The organism is Haloterrigena sp. H1, assembly GCF_005938085.1.
In the GTDB taxonomy this organism is placed as follows: Archaea; Halobacteriota; Halobacteria; order Halobacteriales; family Natrialbaceae; genus Natrinema.
Genome location: NZ_SMZK01000001.1, coordinates 2925286 through 2942499, shown reverse-complemented (window position 1 = coordinate 2942499; position 17214 = coordinate 2925286). Strand labels below are relative to the sequence as shown.

Genomic DNA, 17214 nt, shown 5'->3' with positions numbered 1-17214 from the left:
CTCGAATGAATCGCAACGCCTTACGCTGCCCGACCCCGAGAACGAGTATGAGCACGATTCGAGTCGTCTGGGGAACCGCATCGGGTCCTACGGCGATGTCGTCCTACGACGCCGCGCTCGCCGACGCCGGCGTCGAGAACTACAATCTCGTCTCGGTCTCGTCCGTGATCCCTGCCGAGACGTACGTCGAAGCTGTCGGGACCGCCCCCGATCTCGGTCCCGCCGGCGAGCGCCTGACCGTCGTCGAGGCGCGGGCGACCACCGCCGGTCCCGGCCGCGCGAGCGCGGCGCTCGCGTGGTCGCAGTCCGTCGATGACGGCCCCGGGCTGTTCTACGAGACGTCCGGCGAGATGGACCGCGAGGACGTCGAACGTCGGGTCCGTGAAGGACTCGCTGCAGGTCAAGAACTTCGCGACTGGGAGTTTACCGACCCGCGCGTCGCCATCGAGAGCAGTCAGGCCGATTCGGGCCGATACACGACCGCCGTCGTCCTCGCGGTGTACGGCGACAGCGAGCCGATACTGTAGGAAAGCTGACTTCCCGAAGGCGAACCCTTTTTACCCGGCAGTTCGTTGCTACGGGCACACACTTCTCATGAACGGAAATACGCCGTACGCAGGGCTACCGGGCGAGACTGGGGCTGGGCAGCGTGCCGCGGCGGACGTTCCGGACCTCTCGAACACACAGAAACGACTCCTCCACCGCGACGTCTCGCGGATCGCTGCGCGCACACGCGAGTTCCTTCCCAACGAATACGTCGTCGATTCCGACGTCTCGAGCGGCATGACCGGCCCGCAGGTCACTGTCGCCGTCCGACCGCCGGTCGGTCACGCTGTCAGCGCCGGCTTCACGCCGGATCTCGAGGAAGCCGCCGCTGCCGAGGAAGTCATCACCGCCGACGAACGCGACGAGGTCGCCCGGGGACTGGCAGCCAGTGCCGCCCTGCAGGTGAAACAGGCCGTCAACGATAGCGTGCGGCCGACGGGAAAGTAACCGGTTTTAGTAGAGCAGTTGCTCGAGCTGGTGGCGTCGGCGCTCGAGATCGATCGCCGGGTCAACCGATGGATCGGCGATCAGCCGATCGAGCACCAGCAACGGATCCGTGCCGGCTCGTTCGACTTCTCTGAGCAACAGCTCGATCGCGGTGCGGTTCGTCGCGAGCGACGAACACAGGCCCACTGCGAGCGCGAGCGGGATCGCACGCTCGGGTTGGGTGGGAAACGCATTGCTGACGCGTGAAAAATCGGGCTCGTTTCTCGCAGCCGGTTCCCGGTCCGAAGCTGGCTCGAGGGTCAGACAGTGCGGACAGAACGAAACGACGCTAGCTTCCGACGGCGCGTCCGCGCGGTAGTCCTCCGGAACGAAAAACGAAATCGTGGCCGAACCGCAGTTGGAACAGGCCATCGGAATCGAATGCGTCTGGTACCGGTCGGTGTACGGTCGGTGCGCTTACTGGTTGGCTGCCGGGGATTGCGCGGCGGTATCGGGCTGGACGTCCTCGAGCTCTTCTTGCTCGGCTTCGGCCGCTTCGGCTTCCGCTTCTGCCTCCATCTCTCGCTCTTCTTTCTCCTCGGCTTCTTTCTTCTCCTTGATCTTCTTCAGACGGAACGTCTCCTCGCGTTCCTGCTCTTCGAGTTTCTGCTCGATGTACTCCTGATTCTCGTAGAGTTCCGGCAGGAGCTTGAACTCGAGGGCGTTGACGCGGCGCTTGGTGGTTTCGATCTCTCGGAGCATCTTCTTCATCGCCGTCTCGACCTCGGCGGCGAGGATGATGCTCTCTAAGAGGTCTTCGTAGGCTTCGGCGGCCTCGTCGATGCGAGCGGACGTACCCATGATCCCGTAGCCACGCTGATCTAAGCTCTTCGAGACGCGCGAGGACTCGATCTGTGGGACGACGACGCCCATGATGTTCTTGGACTCGGTCGTGATCTCGGGGTTTTCCTGCAGTGCCGCTGCAGCACCGCGGACTGCGACGTCACCCTCCATCGCGCGAGCCATGTTGATCTTTTGCTGGGCCGCCTCGTAGTCGTCGGCGAGGTCGCCGCGGACGTCCTGAGCTTTGTCCAGAATGTCCATGAACTCCATGATGAGCCCGTCGCGTTTCTTCTCGAGTGTGCCGTGTCCCCGCTCGGAGAGCTCGATGCGATCCTCGATCGCCATCAAGTTCTTGCGAGTGGGCTTGACATCGTTGGCCATCTTGTGGGGGGATAGCAGTCCCAGTCGGATAACTGTTTACAGTTTCCGCGCGTGCTCGCGCCCGTGTAAGGGAAATGTGTGGCGATCGATGCCGGTCGGCTTGCTCCGTCGGTGGTCAGAGGGGGAGTCGAACCGAGACGGCCGCGTTACCCCTGTCCGACCATTCGTTCTTCGTCTTCCCACTCTTTTTCCCGGAGCTCGTACTTCTGAACCTTACCCGTCGCCGTCGTCGGCAGTTGCTTGACGAACTCGACCCGGTGGACGGTCTTGTAGCCCGCGAGGTTCTCCCGGGTAAACTCCTCGAGCGCCGCTTCGGTCACGCCCGGCTCGTTCGGATCGCCGCTTGCGGGAACGACGAACGCCTTCGGCGTCTCCCCCCACTCGTCGCTGGGTGCCGGGATCACCGCCACGTCAGACACCTCTGGGTGGTCGAACAGCGTGTCCTCGAGTTCGATACTCGAGATGTTCTCGCCACCGGAGATGATGATGTCTTTCTTGCGGTCCTGGATCGCAATCATGCCGTTCTCGTCGATGGTGGCGAGATCGCCCATGTGGTAGTAGCCCTCGATCCGATCGCTGAAGGCTTCCTCGGTCGCCTCGGGCTTGCCCCAGTATTTTTCCATGATCTGGTTGCCGCGGACGACGACCTCGCCGAGCGTCTCGTCGTCGCGTGGGACGTCGTTGCCGTCCTCGTCGACGACCCTGATTTCGGTGCCGAGGTAGGCAAGTCCCTGCCGTTTCTTGATTCGGAAGCGGTCGTCGCTGTCGTCGGAGAAGTGCCGACGCGCATCGGAGGTGGTGATCAGCGGCCCGGTCTCGGTCGCGCCGTAGACGTGTTTCATGTACCAACCGAACTCGTCTTCGACCGTTCGGATGGTCGCCTCTGGCGGCGCGCTGCCGGCGGTTGCGAGCCGCACGTCTGCGCCGCCGCTCGTCTCAGGTTCGTTCTGCTCGTAGTAGTCGATGAGCATGTTCAGCACCGTCGGCGCACCACACATGTAGGAGACGTCTTCCGAGCGGACGGTCTCGAAGATCTCGCCGGCGTCGGTCCCGCGCGTACAGACGTGTTTCGCGCCGATCCCCGTCACCGCGAAGATGTGCCCCCAGCCGTTCGCGTGGAACATCGGCAGCGTCCACAGGTAGACGTCGTCGTCGCTCAGATTTTGGTGGCCAACGGTCAGATAGGCGTGGATCGTCTCGCAGCGATGCGTGCGACAGACACCTTTCGGATCGCCAGTCATCCCCGAGGTGTAGTTGATCGTGATGATCTCGTCCTCGTCCATCTCCGGCCGGTCGTAGTCGGTGCCCGCCTCCTCGAGTACGTCGTCGAAACTCTCCCACTCTCCCTCGACCGCATCGACATCGTTCGTGATGAACGTCTCCGTCGGCACCTCGTCACGGATCGCCTCGATTTTCTCGGCGAAGTCGTAGTCGGCGTAGATCGCGTCGACACCAGCATCGGTGAGGATGTATGCGAAGTCGTCGGGCGTGAGCCGATAGTTCAGCGGTGTATGGATCGCCCCGAGTTGCATGATTCCGTAGGCCGCCTCGAGATGATAGTGTGTGTTTGGATCCAACACCGCGACGCGATCTCCTTTCTCGATACCGCGCTCCTGCAGCGCCGCGGAGAACCGATCGGCGCGCTCGCCGAGTTCGTCGTACGTGAACCGTTCTCCTGTGGTAGCGACGACTGCCTCGTCGTCGCCGTAGTGTGTCCGCGCCCGGTCTAGGAACTCCGGGACGAGCAGTGGCTTGTACATACATACCATGGGTTGTCCACGGCCTATACGATAGTTTCGATTAAACAGACTTCTGACACGAGCCGTTGCACGTGTTACTCGACGGGAAATCGCTCACTATTCGTGACCGTACGAGATGCAGCGTGCAGACAAGAGATGCAACTCGCAGACGACGCCTGAAAGAATGGAACGAAGCGAGTAGCCGCTCAGTCGGCCTGGACGGCTTCGGCCGTCTCGTCTTCGCGGTAGTGCTCTTCGATGAGCTCCTCGTCGATCCGGTTGAGTTCCGTCTTCGGCAGATCCGAGAGCAGATCCCAGCCGAGCTCGAGCGTTTCGTCGATCGAGCGGTTGGTGTCGTACCCCTGCTGGACGAATTCTTCCTCGAAGCGGTCGGCGAAGTCGAGGAACTTGTTGTCCCGCTCGGAGAGTGCTTCGCGACCGACAATGTTCACGAGGTCGCGCAGGTCCTCACCTTCCGCGTACGCGGCGTACATCTGGTCGGAGACGTCGCCGTGGTCCTCACGCGTGAGGCCCTCGCCGATCCCGTCGTCCATCAGCCGCGAGAGGCTTGGCAGGACGTTGACCGGCGGCTCGATACCCTGGCTGTTTAAGTCCCGATCCATCATGATCTGACCTTCGGTAATGTAGCCAGTCAGGTCCGGAATCGGGTGGGTGTCGTCGTCGCCGGGCATCGTCAGGATCGGAATCTGCGTGACCGACCCTTCCTTGCCCTCGATTCGACCGGCACGCTCGTAGAGCTGTGCCAGGTCGGTGTACATGTAGCCGGGGTAGCCACGTCGACCCGGAACCTCCTCACGTGCGGCACCGATCTCGCGCAGTGCCTCACAGTAGTTGGTCATGTCCGTCAGGATGACCAGCACGTGGTAGTCCTTCTCGAAGGCCAGGTACTCGGCCGTCGTCAAGGCGAGTCGCGGCGTGACCTGGCGCTCGACTGCCGGGTCGTCCGCGAGGTTCATGAAGACGACGGAGCGCTCGAGTGCGCCCGTGCGCTCGAAGTCGTCCATGAACTCGTTTGCCTCTTCGGCGGTGATTCCCATCGCGCCGAAGATAACGGCGAACTCGGAGTCCTCGCCGGACTCGTCTTCTTCGGGGACGGTCGCCTGGCGGGCGATCTGCAGCGCGAGTTCGTTGTGGGGCAGCCCCGAACCGGAGAAGATCGGGAGCTTCTGACCCCGGACCAGCGTGTTCATGCCGTCGATGGCCGACACACCGGTCTGGATAAACTCCTCGGGGTACTCCCGGGAGAAGGGGTTGATCGCCTTGCCGACGATGTCCTGTCGTTTGTCGGGGACGATCTCCGGGCCGCCGTCGATCGGGTTCCCGGAGCCGTCTAACACCCGCCCGAGCAGATCCTCGGTGACGGGCATCTTCATCGTCTCGCCCAGGAAGCGAACGGAGGCGTTGCGGTCGATCCCGCCCGTGCCTTCGAACACCTGGATCGAGACGATACCCTCGCTCGATTCCAGTACCTGACCGCGCAGCGTTCGCCCGTCTTCGGTCTCGATCTCGACGATCTCGTCGTAACCGACCGGCTCGTCGACCTCGGCGAACACCAGCGGACCGCTGATTTCCGTGATAGTCTGGTACTCTTTCATTGTTAGTACAGTGCGCGGAGTTGTTCTTGGAGGTCGTTCTCGATCTCGTCGATGAACTCGTTCCACTCTTCGGCCGTGCCCATCCGGTTGAGCCGCGGCGCAGCGTCGACGTCCTGGATCTCCTCGACCGGGACGCCAGCCTCGAGTGCGTCGAATGCCTCGTCACTGAACGTCTTGATCGCCGTCAGCATCCGATATGTCTTCTCGGGTTCGCAGTAGGTGTCGACGTCGTGGAGCGCGTTCTGCTGGAGCCACGCCTCACGCAGGTAGCGTGCGACCTCGAGGGTCAGCTGCTGGTCCTCCGGCAGCGCGTCCTTCCCGACGAGCTGGACGATCTCCTGGAGCTCGTCTTCCTCGTCTAACACGTCGACCGCCCACTGGCGGGTCTCCGCCCAGTCGCCGGCGACGTTGTCCGCCCACCACGGGTCGAGCTGGTCTTTGTACAGCGAGTAGGACTCGTTCCAGTTGATCGAGGGGAAGTGCCGACGTTCCGCGAGGTCGGCGTCCAGCGCCCAGAACGTCTTGACGATACGTAGCGTGTTCTGAGTGACCGGCTCGGAGAAGTCGCCGCCGGGCGGGGAAACCGCACCGACGACCGAAATCGTGCCTTCGCCGCCGCTGATCAGTTGGAACTTGCCGGCGCGCTCGTAGAACTCGGAAAGCGCAGCCGCCAGGTACGCGGGATAGCCCTCTTCGCCGGGCATCTCCTCGAGTCGGCTCGAGATCTCTCGCATGGCCTCTGCCCACCGCGAGGTGGAGTCGGCCATCAGCGCGACGTCGTAGCCCATGTCGCGGTAGTACTCCGCGATCGTGATGCCCGTGTAAATACAGGATTCACGGGCTGCGACGGGCATGTTCGACGTGTTGGCGATGAGGCAGGTCCGGGCCATCAGCGGGTTCCCGGTCTGTGGGTCCGGCAGTTCCGGGAAGTCCTCGATGACCTCGGTCATCTCGTTACCACGCTCGCCACAGCCGATGTAGACGACGATGTCCGCGTCGGACCACTTGGCGAGTTGCTGCTGGGTGACGGTCTTCCCGGAGCCGAAGGGACCGGGAATCGCCGCCGTCCCGCCTTTCGCGAGCGGGAACAGGCCGTCCTGGACTCGCTGGCCGGTCACCAGCGGCTCGGTCGGCGTCTGCTTGTCACCGGCGGGCCGGGCTTCACGAACCGGCCACTCCTGGTGCATCTGGATCTCTTCGCCGTTGTCGAGTTCGACGACGGTCTCCTCGACCGTGTACTCGCCACTCTCGACGTTCGTGACCTCGCCACCCTCGTAGTCAGGCGGCACCATGACCTTGTGGTCGATGGTGACGGTCTCTTCGACGACCCCGACGACGTCGCCGGGTTCGACCGTGTCGCCTTCCGTGACTTCGGGCTGGAAGTCCCACTTCTTCTCGAGGTCGATACCGGGGGCGTCGACCCCGCGGTCGAGGAATGCGGTCCCCATCTTCTCTTCGAGGACGTCGAGCGGCCGCTGGACACCGTCGTAGATGGAGTCCAGCATGCCGGGTCCGAGGTCGACGCTCAGGGGTTCGCCCGTGTTCTGGACGGGCTCACCTGGGCCGACGCCGGAGGTTTCCTCGTAGACCTGAATCGTGGTCAGGTTCCCTTCGATCTCGATGACCTCGCCCATCAGTCCTTCGTCGCCGACATAGACGACGTCGTTCATCCGGGCGTCGAGGTCCGTGGCGGTCACGACAGGACCACTCACGCTTTCGATTACACCGTCTTCGTCGACGGATTCGATGTCTTCTGCCTGGCTCATAGTTTAGCTGTCTTCGTCCTCTTCCATCAGGTCGATACCGATCGCGCGTTTGATCTGCTCGCGCAGGCCGCCGCCACCGGTGCCGCTCCCGATCGTGACGACGACTGGCTCGACGCTCGTCTCGACCTCCTGGCGAACGTTACGCGACAGGTGCTCGAGGTCGTCGTCGTGCATAACGACGATCCCGACGCCCTCGTCTTCGAGAGCGGCTGTCGCGGCGTCGTCTAGCTGTTCGTCTTTCTCGTCGTCCGCCACGTTCTCGAACCGGCTGACCCCCGCGAGGCGGAAGCCGGTCGTAAACTCCGGGCTGCCGACGACTGCGATTTCCTGGCTCATAGCACCACCAGTTCCTCTTCGATCTCGTTTTCGTCGAGTCCGACCTCACGGCCCCGTGCGATGGCACGGATGTTCTCGACCTCGCGTTCTTTCGCGAGAATGTACGACAACACGGCCGAGACCGAGGTCGGGTAGATGCTCGAGAGCGTATCCGAGTACTCGAGCAACGCAGCGTCTAGTGCGTGCTCGAACTGGATAAGGCTGTCAGCATCGCGCAGTTGATCGAGCGCCGCCGAGAGGCGGTCGCCGTAGTGGCGGTTCTCGGCGATGTGATCGACGAGCGCGTCGTAGTCGCCGACGAGCCGATTGAGATCGGACTCGTCGAACAGGACGCCGCCGTCGATGTAGTAGGCCGCGGGATCGAGGTCGGCCCCGGTGCGGGCGAGCCGTAACGCGTTCCGGGCGTTCCGGAAGTCGATCTCGGCTTGCAGGAACTCGATGTAGTTCGCTATCGGGCCTTCCTGTGGCTCGGCGCCCGGACCACGGGAGACGTCCGCGAGCAAGTTCTCGTAGAACTCCCGGTCTAAAGCGTTCTCGAGCGGCACGAGCGCGCCGGTCTCTTCGAACTCCTCGAAGGCCTCGGTCAGCTCCTCGTAGTAGATCGTGCCGTAGAGCACTTCGATCGCGTCCTCGATCGTGTCGGTCTCGAGGAGTCGATCGACCGTCCGGTCGTCGAGTTCGCCGGCACGGATGAGGTCCGTGCGGATCTCCTCGGGAACGGTGTCGGTGTAGATCCCGCGGAAGATCGTCTTCAGGTTCCAGACGTCGAACTTCCGGAGGTACCGAGCGATGAGGTCGTAGAGTCGTCCCTGCGACCAGTCGATCAAGTCCTCGAAGTGCTTTGCGAGATTGCGGTTGAGCGCGTACTCGATCAGGTCGACGCCGGAAAAGCGCGTTCCGAGCTCGTTGATCTCGCGTTCGTACTCGGTCTCCTCCATGAACCGCGCGATCTCGCTCGGCCCCATCCGGATCAGCTTGCGGTAGTCTTCGTCCGAGAACAGCGAGGCTCGGCGTGACCGGACGCGAGCGTTCACGTATTCCGGATTCGAGGCACCTGCGCTCATTGCTCGAAGAGTCGGTTGCTGATCTCCTGAAGGTTGTCTTCCCACACGTCCTCGAGGACCGAGTCGAACGTGTTGTTGACTCGGACGCGGGACTGCTCGCTCTCGACGACGACGCCGCCGAGACAGTCGACGTCACCGTCGTACTCGTAGCCGTCGTACTCGTCGACGATCGACTCGAGCAGTTCCTGGTCGCCGCTGCGACCGTAGACGCTGACGTCGTCGCCCGCGTCGAACTCGACGCTTGCGGCCTCGAGCAACTCGCGGGTCAGCTCCTCGCGAGTGTCGCCCTCGAGGGCGGCGAGTTCGTTTTCGACTGCCTCGTTGACCTCTCCGAGGACGTCACGGCGGGCCTCCAGACGCTTCTGTTTCGCCTCCAGTTTCGCACTGGAGAGACGCTGTTCGTGGAGCTGATCGATCTCGCGGTCGACCGCCGCTTCCGCGTCGGCGAGGATTTCCTCGGCGTCAGCCTCGGCTGCGGATTCGATCTCCTCGGCGCGCGTTTCGCCCTCCGCGCGGATGTCCTCCGCACGCGCGTTGGCCTCGTCTCGAATGTCTTTGACGACTGTGTCCAAACTCATTGGTGAGAGAAGGGGGGTGGTTTTAAACGATGAAGACGGTGACCAGGGCGAGGATCACGAGCGTCTCTGGGAGGACGGTCATGATCAGGCCTGGGACGAACATGTCGTCGTCTTCAGCGATTGCGCCGACTGCTGCCGCGCCGATACCGCGCTCAGCATAACCCGCTGCGAGAGCTGCGAGACCGACAGCGACTGCCGCTGCGCCCGTGTTCTCGAGAGTTGGTCCGGCTGCCTGTCCAGCTTGCATCACAGTTTCCGCGAGTTCAAGTTCACTCATTGTTAGTAGTCCTCAGTGTGGTTTCGATCGGTTCCGAACGGTTCGTAGTTCTCCCCACCGCCTTCATAAAACTTGTTAAAGAATTCGACGTACTCGAGACGAACGGCCTGTAAGCCGGCGCTTGTCACGCCAAGTGCTAGCACGACAACGTGTCCGAGTACGAGAATCACAAGTCCACCGAGCAGGGCTGCGGTACCCGAGTGCATGAGGCCGTTGAAGACGACCTCGGCACCCTCGCCGTAGTGTTCGGCGACGTAGCTCGGCTCGTGCGTTCGAAGGAAGTGGAACTCCCCGTGGGGGTCCTCGTACGCCCCGAAGAACAGCAGGTTGACCACGAACGCCATGCCGGCCTTCGCGAGCAACACTGCGCCCATCCGAGTGTACGAGATGACGTTCACGACGACGTCGAGCGCTTCGACGGCCTCAACGGGCTCGCTGACGATCAGCATCACGAGCCCGATCAGGAACATGAATAACGGTGCTGTCAGCTCGAATCCGAGTCCTGGGACGGTAAACAGTCCCAGTCCGGAGAACCCGGTGAAGCCGATCGGGAACGGCCCGCCGCTTGCGAACGTCTCGAACAGGAAGTCCGGCTTCGTGGCTTTCCCCTGTGTCGAGAAGATCCAGATCCAGATGCCGTTGAGCATCAGGATCCACGATCCACTGTGGAACAGGGCATCCTTGAAGCCGTGGCTGAGGTTCTCGAAGAAGTCCAGGATGTATCCAATGTTGAGGTGGAGAATCCCGAACATCACGCTGATCACCATCCAGCCAAGCGCGAAGTCGGCGGCTGCCGGCTCGAGTCCCTTGTTCAGCGGGAGCCAGTCGATACCAAGCGTCTGATGCCAGACGACCTCTCCGAGAACGTGCAGGCCGAAGATTTCGCCGTACATGAACCCGAAGATGGTCGTGAACAGGCCAGCCCAGACGGCGACACCGCCGAGACTGGAAATTGCGTCGTTGTCGACCTGCGTTACCATGTAGCCTCCGATGGCCATGTAGATGATGCCGTAGCCGGCGTCACCGATCATGAACCCGAAGAACAGCGGGAACGTCAGGAACAGAAAGATCGTCGGATCGAACTCGCTGTATTTCGGCCGGCTGACTGCCTGCACGAGCAGTTCAAACGGCTTTGCTGGCCCCGGATTTTCCTGCACCGTCGGTGGCTCGTCGCCCATCGTGACCGTCGAGCCACCGTCGGTAACCGCCTTCTGTTGCTGGTCGTCCGCTTCGGCGGGCGATTCGTCTTCCTCGTCGGCCGCCGCCGAGCCCTCAAGATCCGTTTCAGTGTGGGCGTGTGCGCCGTGGCGGTCGTAATCGGCCCGCTCGAGTTCTTCGATCTCGACGCTGTCGCCAACGGCGTCGTCTAACGCCGCGACGAGGTGGTCGTACTCGTCGGTCGGGATCCAGCCTTCCGCGACGAACGCGCGATCGGTCGTCGCGAACTGCAGCGGCGCTTCCGCCTGCTGGACCTCGATCGTGAGCCGCTCTTCGACGCGCAGGAGGAAGTCAGCTTCCGCCTGTTTGATCTCCTCGAGTTCCGCGTCGATTTCGTCACGTCGGGACTCGAGGGACTGCTTTTCGTCCTCGAGGTCGGCGACGTACGCGTCGGGACTCTGTTCGGTCTCGGGTACCTCGTGTCGGGTGACGTCGACACCGACCAGCGCGTCGTCGATCGGTGCCTCGTCGGTGTCTTCGGTGGGTGCAGCGACGATCGCCACGACGTCGCCACCGGTGAACGTCTCGAAGGCCCGAATCCCGTCGGCCGCGGCGACGGCGTCTTCGATCGCGTCGACGTCACCTTCGACGACGAGTACGTCGACCGACTCGTACCCCGACAGCAGGTCGAGGTCGATGTTTAGTTCCGCAAAGGGCGCGACGCGGTCGATCTTCTCGTCGACCTGTCGCAGCTCGTTGGTGATTTCTCCGCGGCGATCGTCGAGTTCGTTGACCCGCGTGCGGATCTCCTCGAGTCGCGCTTCCCAATCGTCGTCGATGCGCCCCGGTTCGGCCTCGTCGGCCGACAGCTCCAGGGTGCTCTGGAGAGCGCGGACGGTCACCAATTTCTCGGATGCCTGATCGGCGCCGGCGATGGGATTGCCGTTGTCGAAGCCCTCCCACGAGCCGTCGTAGTCCGAGAGATGTACCAGGTTCAGTCCGTGAATCGTCTCGATGACCGTGGGCATAACGCCCCGGGAACCGGTCACCGAGACTTTGCTCATCCGTTCAGGTCTGAGCATGGACGTCCTCCTGGAACAGTTCGACGACGTGGTCGGTCACTTCGTCGACCCGGTCTCGGGCGCGCTCGGCGAGTGCCTCGCGCTCCTGTTCGCCTTGTTCGAGGACCTGCTCGCATTCCGCATCGATCTCTTCGCGAGCCTCCTCCAGGCGGCGCTCTTTTAGCTCCTGCGCCTCCTGTTCCGCTTCTGTGCGAATCTCCTCGGCACGTTTCCGGGCCTCGGCTATTCGCTCGTCGCGGTCGTTTTCTGCCAATGCGACGATCTCGTCGGCCTCGTCTTCGGCCGACTTAATTCGTTCGAGAACCTCTGGCCTCGGCATACTCTAAGCAACCGGACGTTTGCCAGAGCGTGTATATGGTAGTTGCGAAAGTGACTCAGTGGCTATCGTTCTCGAACAGCCGGTAATACCTTGTTAGTCGCATCTCATAGCGCCGGGAACAGCAGACATATGTCGATCGGATCGAAATCCATCACTAATGGGACTTCTCGAGAACAAGGCCCGTGCCCGACTGTTTTATAAGTACCTCTCGCGGGTCTACGATCAGGTGAACCCCTTCATCTGGACCGAGGAGATGCGCGACGAGGCCCTCTCCCTGCTCGAGTTCGAGGAGGAAATGACCGTCCTCGACGTCGGCTGTGGGACCGGCTTCGCGACCGAGGGGCTGCTCGAGCACGTCGACGAGGTCTACGCGCTCGACCAGAGCGAACACCAGCTCGAACAGGCCTACGAGAAGTTCGGCACACGCGCGCCGCCGGTACATTTCCATCGCGGCGACGCCGAACGGCTGCCGTTTGCGACCGACACGTTCGACATCGTCTGGTCGTCTGGCTCGATCGAGTACTGGCCGAACCCGATCCTCGCGCTCCGGGAGTTCCGCCGTGTCCTCAAACCCGGCGGACAGGTCCTCGTCGTCGGGCCGAACTACCCCGATAACGTCGTCAGCCAGCTACTGGCCGACTCGATCATGCTCTTCTACGACGAGTACGAGGCTGATCGGATGTTCAAGACCGCCGGCTTCGAGGACGTCAAACACGCCTTTATGGGCCCGTCGTACGACCCCGACGTCGCGATCACGACGATCGGGCGCGCCCCAGAATAGTAGCGCGCGCCGCGCGCTTAGCTCGCCGTCGTCTCGAGCGTCGCCACCTGTCGATCGTCGACGGCGAGCGTGACGGTGACTGAATCGCCTGCGGTAAGCGTCGGACTGTTCGTCCCCGCGATCGAAACGCCGGCGCGCTCTCCTGCTGTCCACGTCGAATCGCTTTTCGCATTGAACGGGCCGTCGGGCGTGCCATCGAACCCGTGCGCGCCGACGAACGGAACTGGCGGTTGTACAGTCAACTCCGTGCCGTTGACTGCGATCGTCACTGGCAGCGCCTCGACGTCGATGTCATCTCCTGCGATGTGCGTGATCACGATCGCGGCACGGTCGCCGTCAGCTGACAACTCGAACGTCGCAGTTTGACTCTGTCGCTCGAGCGACCACGCACCAGCATTGACGGCGACGACCGTTGCCAAGCAGACGGTAAGCGCTACCAGCAAAATGACACCGATACTCTGCGTGACGGCACGCGTCTCGCTGCCGACGATCGTGCTGGTCTCTTCCTTCGCCATCACGACCGTCTGGCCGCGCGTTATCGTATAAACGTCCGCTTGCCTGTCACTTCGACCTGCTGTCCGACAGCGCTAGCTATTCGAAACCGCGACGGTGACAGTGGTTCCTGTCGGCCGCTCTGCCGTGAGTTCGTATCCGGTGCTGGGTGGGACATACCAGAGGCTGCCATCAGCGTTCGTTTCGCCGACCTCGAAGCCGCCGATCGTAATCGTTGCTGTGACTGGCTCGCCGTCTTGATCGACTACCGTCACTTTCTGTGGACCGTTTGCGGCAGTCTTGTCGACCGTTAGCTTGTGCCCGTCTTTCTGCCACTCTTGCTGGCGAATCGTTGGCAGCGTGTCTGGGTCCAGTGTTTGTCGCTCACGATGGATGTCACCTGTTCCGCCATCGAGATACGCCTTGAGCTCGCCTTGCTCGTGGTCGTGATTGATCTGATAGAGTTGTACCGTCGTGTATTCGTTCACCGCTGGCGACTGACCTGTATTATACGCCCAGGGATACAGGTCGAGGCTGTGCTCGTATGCCTCCGGGAGGTCGGCGAACTGAGTCGCCCTCGATGTATCTCGATTGTCGAATCGGGTCGCTTCGCGGAGGTAGTCCTCGCTGAGAGTCTCGAGCACGTATCCTTTTTCTGATGTCTCGACGGAAATATATCCGATTGCGTCGTTGCCATACGCATTCGACCAGAGCTGTTCGCGGATTCGGCTGCGATGCATCTCGAGTTTATCCTGTTGGTCTGCGACCGATAGTGAACTCCCAGGAACACGATCCGACCGCTCTTCGAGCTCATCGAACGATTCGGAGATGGCCGCTGCTTCCTGATGATTTCGGAGCAACGTTTTCAGCAATTGTGTGTTCGAGAGCTCCCCGGTAGCATGTGCTTTCACTGCCTGTTCTTCGCGTGTCCTGAGGGTATCCGAGCGGTCTTTCAACCGCTCGTATGCGGTTTGGAGTAACGCACTCTGCTCTGTGGCAGTTGCATCGTCGAACTGCCGATCGAGGGCGACGTACTGGGTGTGATCGATTCGAAGTTCGTCGTCCGTGCTCGCGAGCGCCACACCAAGGTCAGGGCCGTACTCGGTGTACTCGCTTCTGGACGCTCCCTCGAGCGAGAGTCGGTTCGTCGTATTCGGTACTGTCTGCAGCCCGGAGTTGGCCGGGTCGATAGTCGCTACCTGATGCTGAACCGACATCGCTGCGGGTGCGCCTGCTGAAGATCCGGATGTCGCCATCCCTGGGACGACAGTCAGGGATGAGACGAGAAGCAGTGCGAGGAGGGGCGGAATCGATCGGTTCATCGTCGAATCGTAACCTCTCCTGATACAAAAACTGGTCGCACTGCTACTGACCCACGAGTATGAGCAATTGAACTGTCGCTAATCATATGTTGATATTGAATCAGAAGCGTTCTCCGCCCTCGAGACGCTTCACTTCCGCTGGTAACGCTTTATTTTTCGATGGAAAGTGTTTTTTCCTCTGGGAAACCACCCGTTGATACGTATGCGGGTATCCACCGCCATCGCAGTTGCCCTCTCAGCCCTCCTGGTGGCGTCTTTCCTCGGGACGGTGGTCGCTATACCGGCTGTAGCCGCTTCGCCCTCGCCCGAACAGACGGCTGTCGGTACCGATCGGTCCCTCGCCTCACTAGACCGAGTTGCTTCCCCGCTTTCGAGTGATTCGCAAGCGCGGTCGATCGAGCAGTCAGTATCGGTTCCCACTGCAGTACAGTCGACCGATTCGACTCCGGAAGCGACGCCAAAGCAGGTTATTCGGCTCACAGTTCGCGAGAACGGCGACGTTCGATGGACGATCGAAAGTCGATTTCTCCTGACGAACGAGAGCGACGCTGAATCATTTCGCGCGTACGCCGACCAGGTCACGGCCGGCGAGCGAACTGTTGGTTTCACACCCGAGCAGTTCGAACGCTTCCGGCGGATCGCTCAACAGGAAACCGGTCGCGAGATGTCGATCGAAAACGCCCAGTGGGACGAACCGCGAATCATCGAGTCGCCGGCCGACGGTGATGGCAGCGATGAATCGGAGCCCACCCAGAACGCCCGGATCGGGGTGATCTCCTACTCGTTTACCTGGACTAACTTTGCGACCGTCGACGGTGATCGAATCCACTTCGGCGATGCGTTTCAGACGGATCGCGGAACCTGGATGGGACTGACCGCAGGACAGCGTCTCGTCGTCGAAACACCACCCGAGTACGCCCTCGAGACGCCGACATCGCTCACCTGGGATGGTCCCACCGAGTTTACCGCCGACGAACTCGAGATCGTGTTCGTTCGCACCGGAACCCTTCCACTGTCGATGTCAGGCTGGCTGATCGGGGCTGTCCTCGTGATCATCGCTACCATCGGAGCCGGTGGGTATCTGTTGGCGAACCGTGACGGTTCGACCGGGCTCCCGATACCGACCGATCGACTGCCGTTGTACGAACGGCTCGGCTTCGGCGACCGCGATACCGACGCGCACGCTACTCCGGCGACGGATGCCGCCAGCAAGTCCGAGCCCACATCAGGGGACTCGCTATCCGGCTCGGAGATGACTGACGGAGCCGTCACAGCGGATACTGATGCTGATCGTGGTCGCGGAACCAGTCTCGAGTTCGAGGAGTCTGACCACCAGGATGTCGACCCCGAGCTGTTGAGCGACGAGGAGCGCGTCCTCCGCCTGCTCAAACAAAATGGCGGCCGGATGAAACAGGCGTCTATCGTCTCGGAGACGGGCTGGTCGAACGCCAAAGTCTCACAGCTGCTTTCGAAGATGGACGACGACGACGAGATCGAGAAACTCCGCATCGGACGGGAGAATCTCATCACGTTGCCGGGCGTCGATCTGACCAATTTCGACTGATCATTCGGATCATCACCCTCGATCCGGGGCCGACGCTTAGCTGTCTGTCGACTCCGAATCGGTGACAGTCGAACTCGAGCCGTCAGCGCTTGTGTCCGGAGCGTACTGAATCTCCGTGCCAACCGAGGCGTAGATGTCGTCCCAGTCTTTGTCTTCGTCCATCAGGAAGACCTCGACGGTCAGCGAGCCCGCGCCGAACTCTTCGATACCAGCCGGTCGAACGTCGATGTAGAACGTCCCGTTTTCGTCCATCCTGACCTCGTCCGTTCGTTCGATAATCTTCCGGTTGCCCTCGCCTTCGTTGATCTTGACGAAGAAGTACGGCTCGCCCTCCAAATCACCGTGTTCGGCCGGATCGACGTCCTCCATGCTGGTGTTGGCAACGACCTCGAGGTTGAAGTTCGAGTACCCGTCACCGTTTTCCGCGGGCTCTTTGTCGACGAACTCGACGGACGTGATTCGGTCCTCGCGTTTGTCTTCTAGCGGCCGATTCGGTTCTTCGGGCGGATACCACGCTGCAGCTGCGGTGTCATCGCCACCATCCGTGCTGGTGTCTTCATCGGCATCGTTCGGTTCGACATCGCTCGACGTATTGTCCGCACCGTCGGATCCGTTCGCGTCCGGCTCAGTCACTGACTTCGTGTCGGTCTCGTTCGTCGGCTCACCAGCTTGAGTGCCGCCAAGGGCACTACACCCGGAGAGAGCCACAAGCAGTGCGACGGCGATTACTGCGGCGTTTCGGAATTGCATCGTAGCCACGTCTTCCGAGACGGTCGCCATTACTACAGCCTCGATAAGCTGCTGCCACTCGATCGACGGCGAACGGATCGGAAACGAACTGGAACGACCGTTTCCGGGTGTTGTACGTTGCGGGACGATCGTTATACTGTGCAAAAGACTGCTCACACTGGTCGTTCGCTCCGT

General features: G+C 61.7%; 18 protein-coding genes. 4 read left to right on the top strand and 14 right to left on the bottom strand.

Translation table 11 applies throughout. The features are described from left to right. Positions 1 to 47: 47 nt before the first annotated feature. On the top strand, positions 48 to 527 hold the full coding sequence (locus E2L06_RS14765) for a pyruvoyl-dependent arginine decarboxylase (protein WP_138782374.1): 480 nt from the start codon (positions 48 to 50) through the stop codon (positions 525 to 527). A 67-nt stretch (positions 528 to 594) separates the two neighbouring features. After that, positions 595 to 993, top strand: a complete 399-nt coding sequence (locus tag E2L06_RS14760) for a DUF5811 family protein (RefSeq protein ID WP_138782373.1) — start codon at positions 595 to 597, stop codon at positions 991 to 993. A gap of 6 nt (positions 994 to 999) precedes the next feature. On the opposite strand, the gene E2L06_RS14755 is transcribed toward E2L06_RS14760, so the two are convergent. From E2L06_RS14755 to ahaH, 11 genes are all read right to left on the bottom strand, one after another. Beyond that, positions 1000 to 1404, bottom strand: coding sequence for a DUF6276 family protein (locus E2L06_RS14755; RefSeq protein WP_138782372.1), 405 nt, complete (start codon positions 1402 to 1404; stop codon positions 1000 to 1002). Positions 1405 to 1449: 45 nt separating this feature from the next. After that, on the bottom strand, positions 1450 to 2196 hold the full coding sequence (locus tag E2L06_RS14750) for a V-type ATP synthase subunit D (RefSeq protein WP_138782371.1): 747 nt from the start codon (positions 2194 to 2196) through the stop codon (positions 1450 to 1452). Positions 2197 to 2342: 146 nt separating this feature from the next. Further along, positions 2343 to 3956, bottom strand: coding sequence for a long-chain-fatty-acid--CoA ligase (locus E2L06_RS14745; RefSeq protein WP_138782370.1), 1614 nt, complete (start codon positions 3954 to 3956; stop codon positions 2343 to 2345). Positions 3957 to 4141: 185 nt separating this feature from the next. Then, complete coding sequence (locus E2L06_RS14740; RefSeq protein ID WP_138782369.1) at positions 4142 to 5551, bottom strand: ATP synthase subunit B; 1410 nt, start codon at positions 5549 to 5551, stop codon at positions 4142 to 4144. A 2-nt stretch (positions 5552 to 5553) separates the two neighbouring features. Next, positions 5554 to 7317 carry an ATP synthase subunit A gene (locus tag E2L06_RS14735; protein WP_138782368.1) on the bottom strand — a complete coding sequence of 588 codons (1764 nt, stop codon included), beginning with the start codon at positions 7315 to 7317 and terminating at the stop codon, positions 5554 to 5556. Between the two features lie 3 nt (positions 7318 to 7320). After that, on the bottom strand, positions 7321 to 7653 hold the full coding sequence (locus E2L06_RS14730; protein WP_138782367.1) for a V-type ATP synthase subunit F: 333 nt from the start codon (positions 7651 to 7653) through the stop codon (positions 7321 to 7323). Next, complete coding sequence (locus tag E2L06_RS14725; protein ID WP_138782366.1) at positions 7650 to 8717, bottom strand: V-type ATP synthase subunit C; 1068 nt, start codon at positions 8715 to 8717, stop codon at positions 7650 to 7652. Before E2L06_RS14725 ends, E2L06_RS14730 begins: the two co-directional genes overlap by 4 nt. Continuing rightward, the gene (locus tag E2L06_RS14720; RefSeq protein WP_138782365.1) at positions 8714 to 9295 is read right to left on the bottom strand and encodes a V-type ATP synthase subunit E; all 582 of its coding nucleotides are present in this window, start codon (positions 9293 to 9295) and stop codon (positions 8714 to 8716) included. Before E2L06_RS14720 ends, E2L06_RS14725 begins: the two co-directional genes overlap by 4 nt. Before the next feature lie 22 nt (positions 9296 to 9317). Further along, entirely contained in the window at positions 9318 to 9572 is a 255-nt protein-coding gene (locus E2L06_RS14715; protein ID WP_138782364.1) for a hypothetical protein, read from the bottom strand. 2 nt (positions 9573 to 9574) lie between these two features. After that, a complete protein-coding gene (locus E2L06_RS14710) occupies positions 9575 to 11812 on the bottom strand; it encodes a V-type ATP synthase subunit I (protein ID WP_138782363.1) in 2238 nt (745 codons plus the stop codon). Further along, positions 11799 to 12131 carry an ATP synthase archaeal subunit H gene (gene ahaH / locus E2L06_RS14705; RefSeq protein WP_138782362.1) on the bottom strand — a complete coding sequence of 111 codons (333 nt, stop codon included), beginning with the start codon at positions 12129 to 12131 and terminating at the stop codon, positions 11799 to 11801. Before ahaH ends, E2L06_RS14710 begins: the two co-directional genes overlap by 14 nt. Before the next feature lie 157 nt (positions 12132 to 12288). Between ahaH and E2L06_RS14700 the strand changes: the two genes are divergently transcribed. Beyond that, complete coding sequence (locus E2L06_RS14700; RefSeq protein WP_138782361.1) at positions 12289 to 12912, top strand: methyltransferase domain-containing protein; 624 nt, start codon at positions 12289 to 12291, stop codon at positions 12910 to 12912. Between the two features lie 17 nt (positions 12913 to 12929). Here E2L06_RS14700 and E2L06_RS14695 read toward each other — a convergent pair whose 3' ends face one another. After that, positions 12930 to 13427, bottom strand: a complete 498-nt coding sequence (locus E2L06_RS14695) for a type IV pilin (protein ID WP_138782360.1) — start codon at positions 13425 to 13427, stop codon at positions 12930 to 12932. 72 nt (positions 13428 to 13499) lie between these two features. Next, complete coding sequence (locus tag E2L06_RS14690; protein ID WP_249361440.1) at positions 13500 to 14726, bottom strand: hypothetical protein; 1227 nt, start codon at positions 14724 to 14726, stop codon at positions 13500 to 13502. 202 nt (positions 14727 to 14928) lie between these two features. On the opposite strand from E2L06_RS14690, the gene E2L06_RS14685 reads away from it, so the two are divergent. Next, positions 14929 to 16290: a hypothetical protein gene (locus tag E2L06_RS14685; protein WP_171052383.1), complete on the top strand. Its 1362-nt coding sequence runs from the start codon at positions 14929 to 14931 to the stop codon at positions 16288 to 16290. Between the two features lie 36 nt (positions 16291 to 16326). Here the strand turns inward: E2L06_RS14685 and E2L06_RS14680 are convergent, their stop codons facing one another. After that, positions 16327 to 17040 carry a hypothetical protein gene (locus E2L06_RS14680; protein WP_138782568.1) on the bottom strand — a complete coding sequence of 238 codons (714 nt, stop codon included), beginning with the start codon at positions 17038 to 17040 and terminating at the stop codon, positions 16327 to 16329. Between the last annotated feature and the right edge of the window lie 174 nt (positions 17041 to 17214).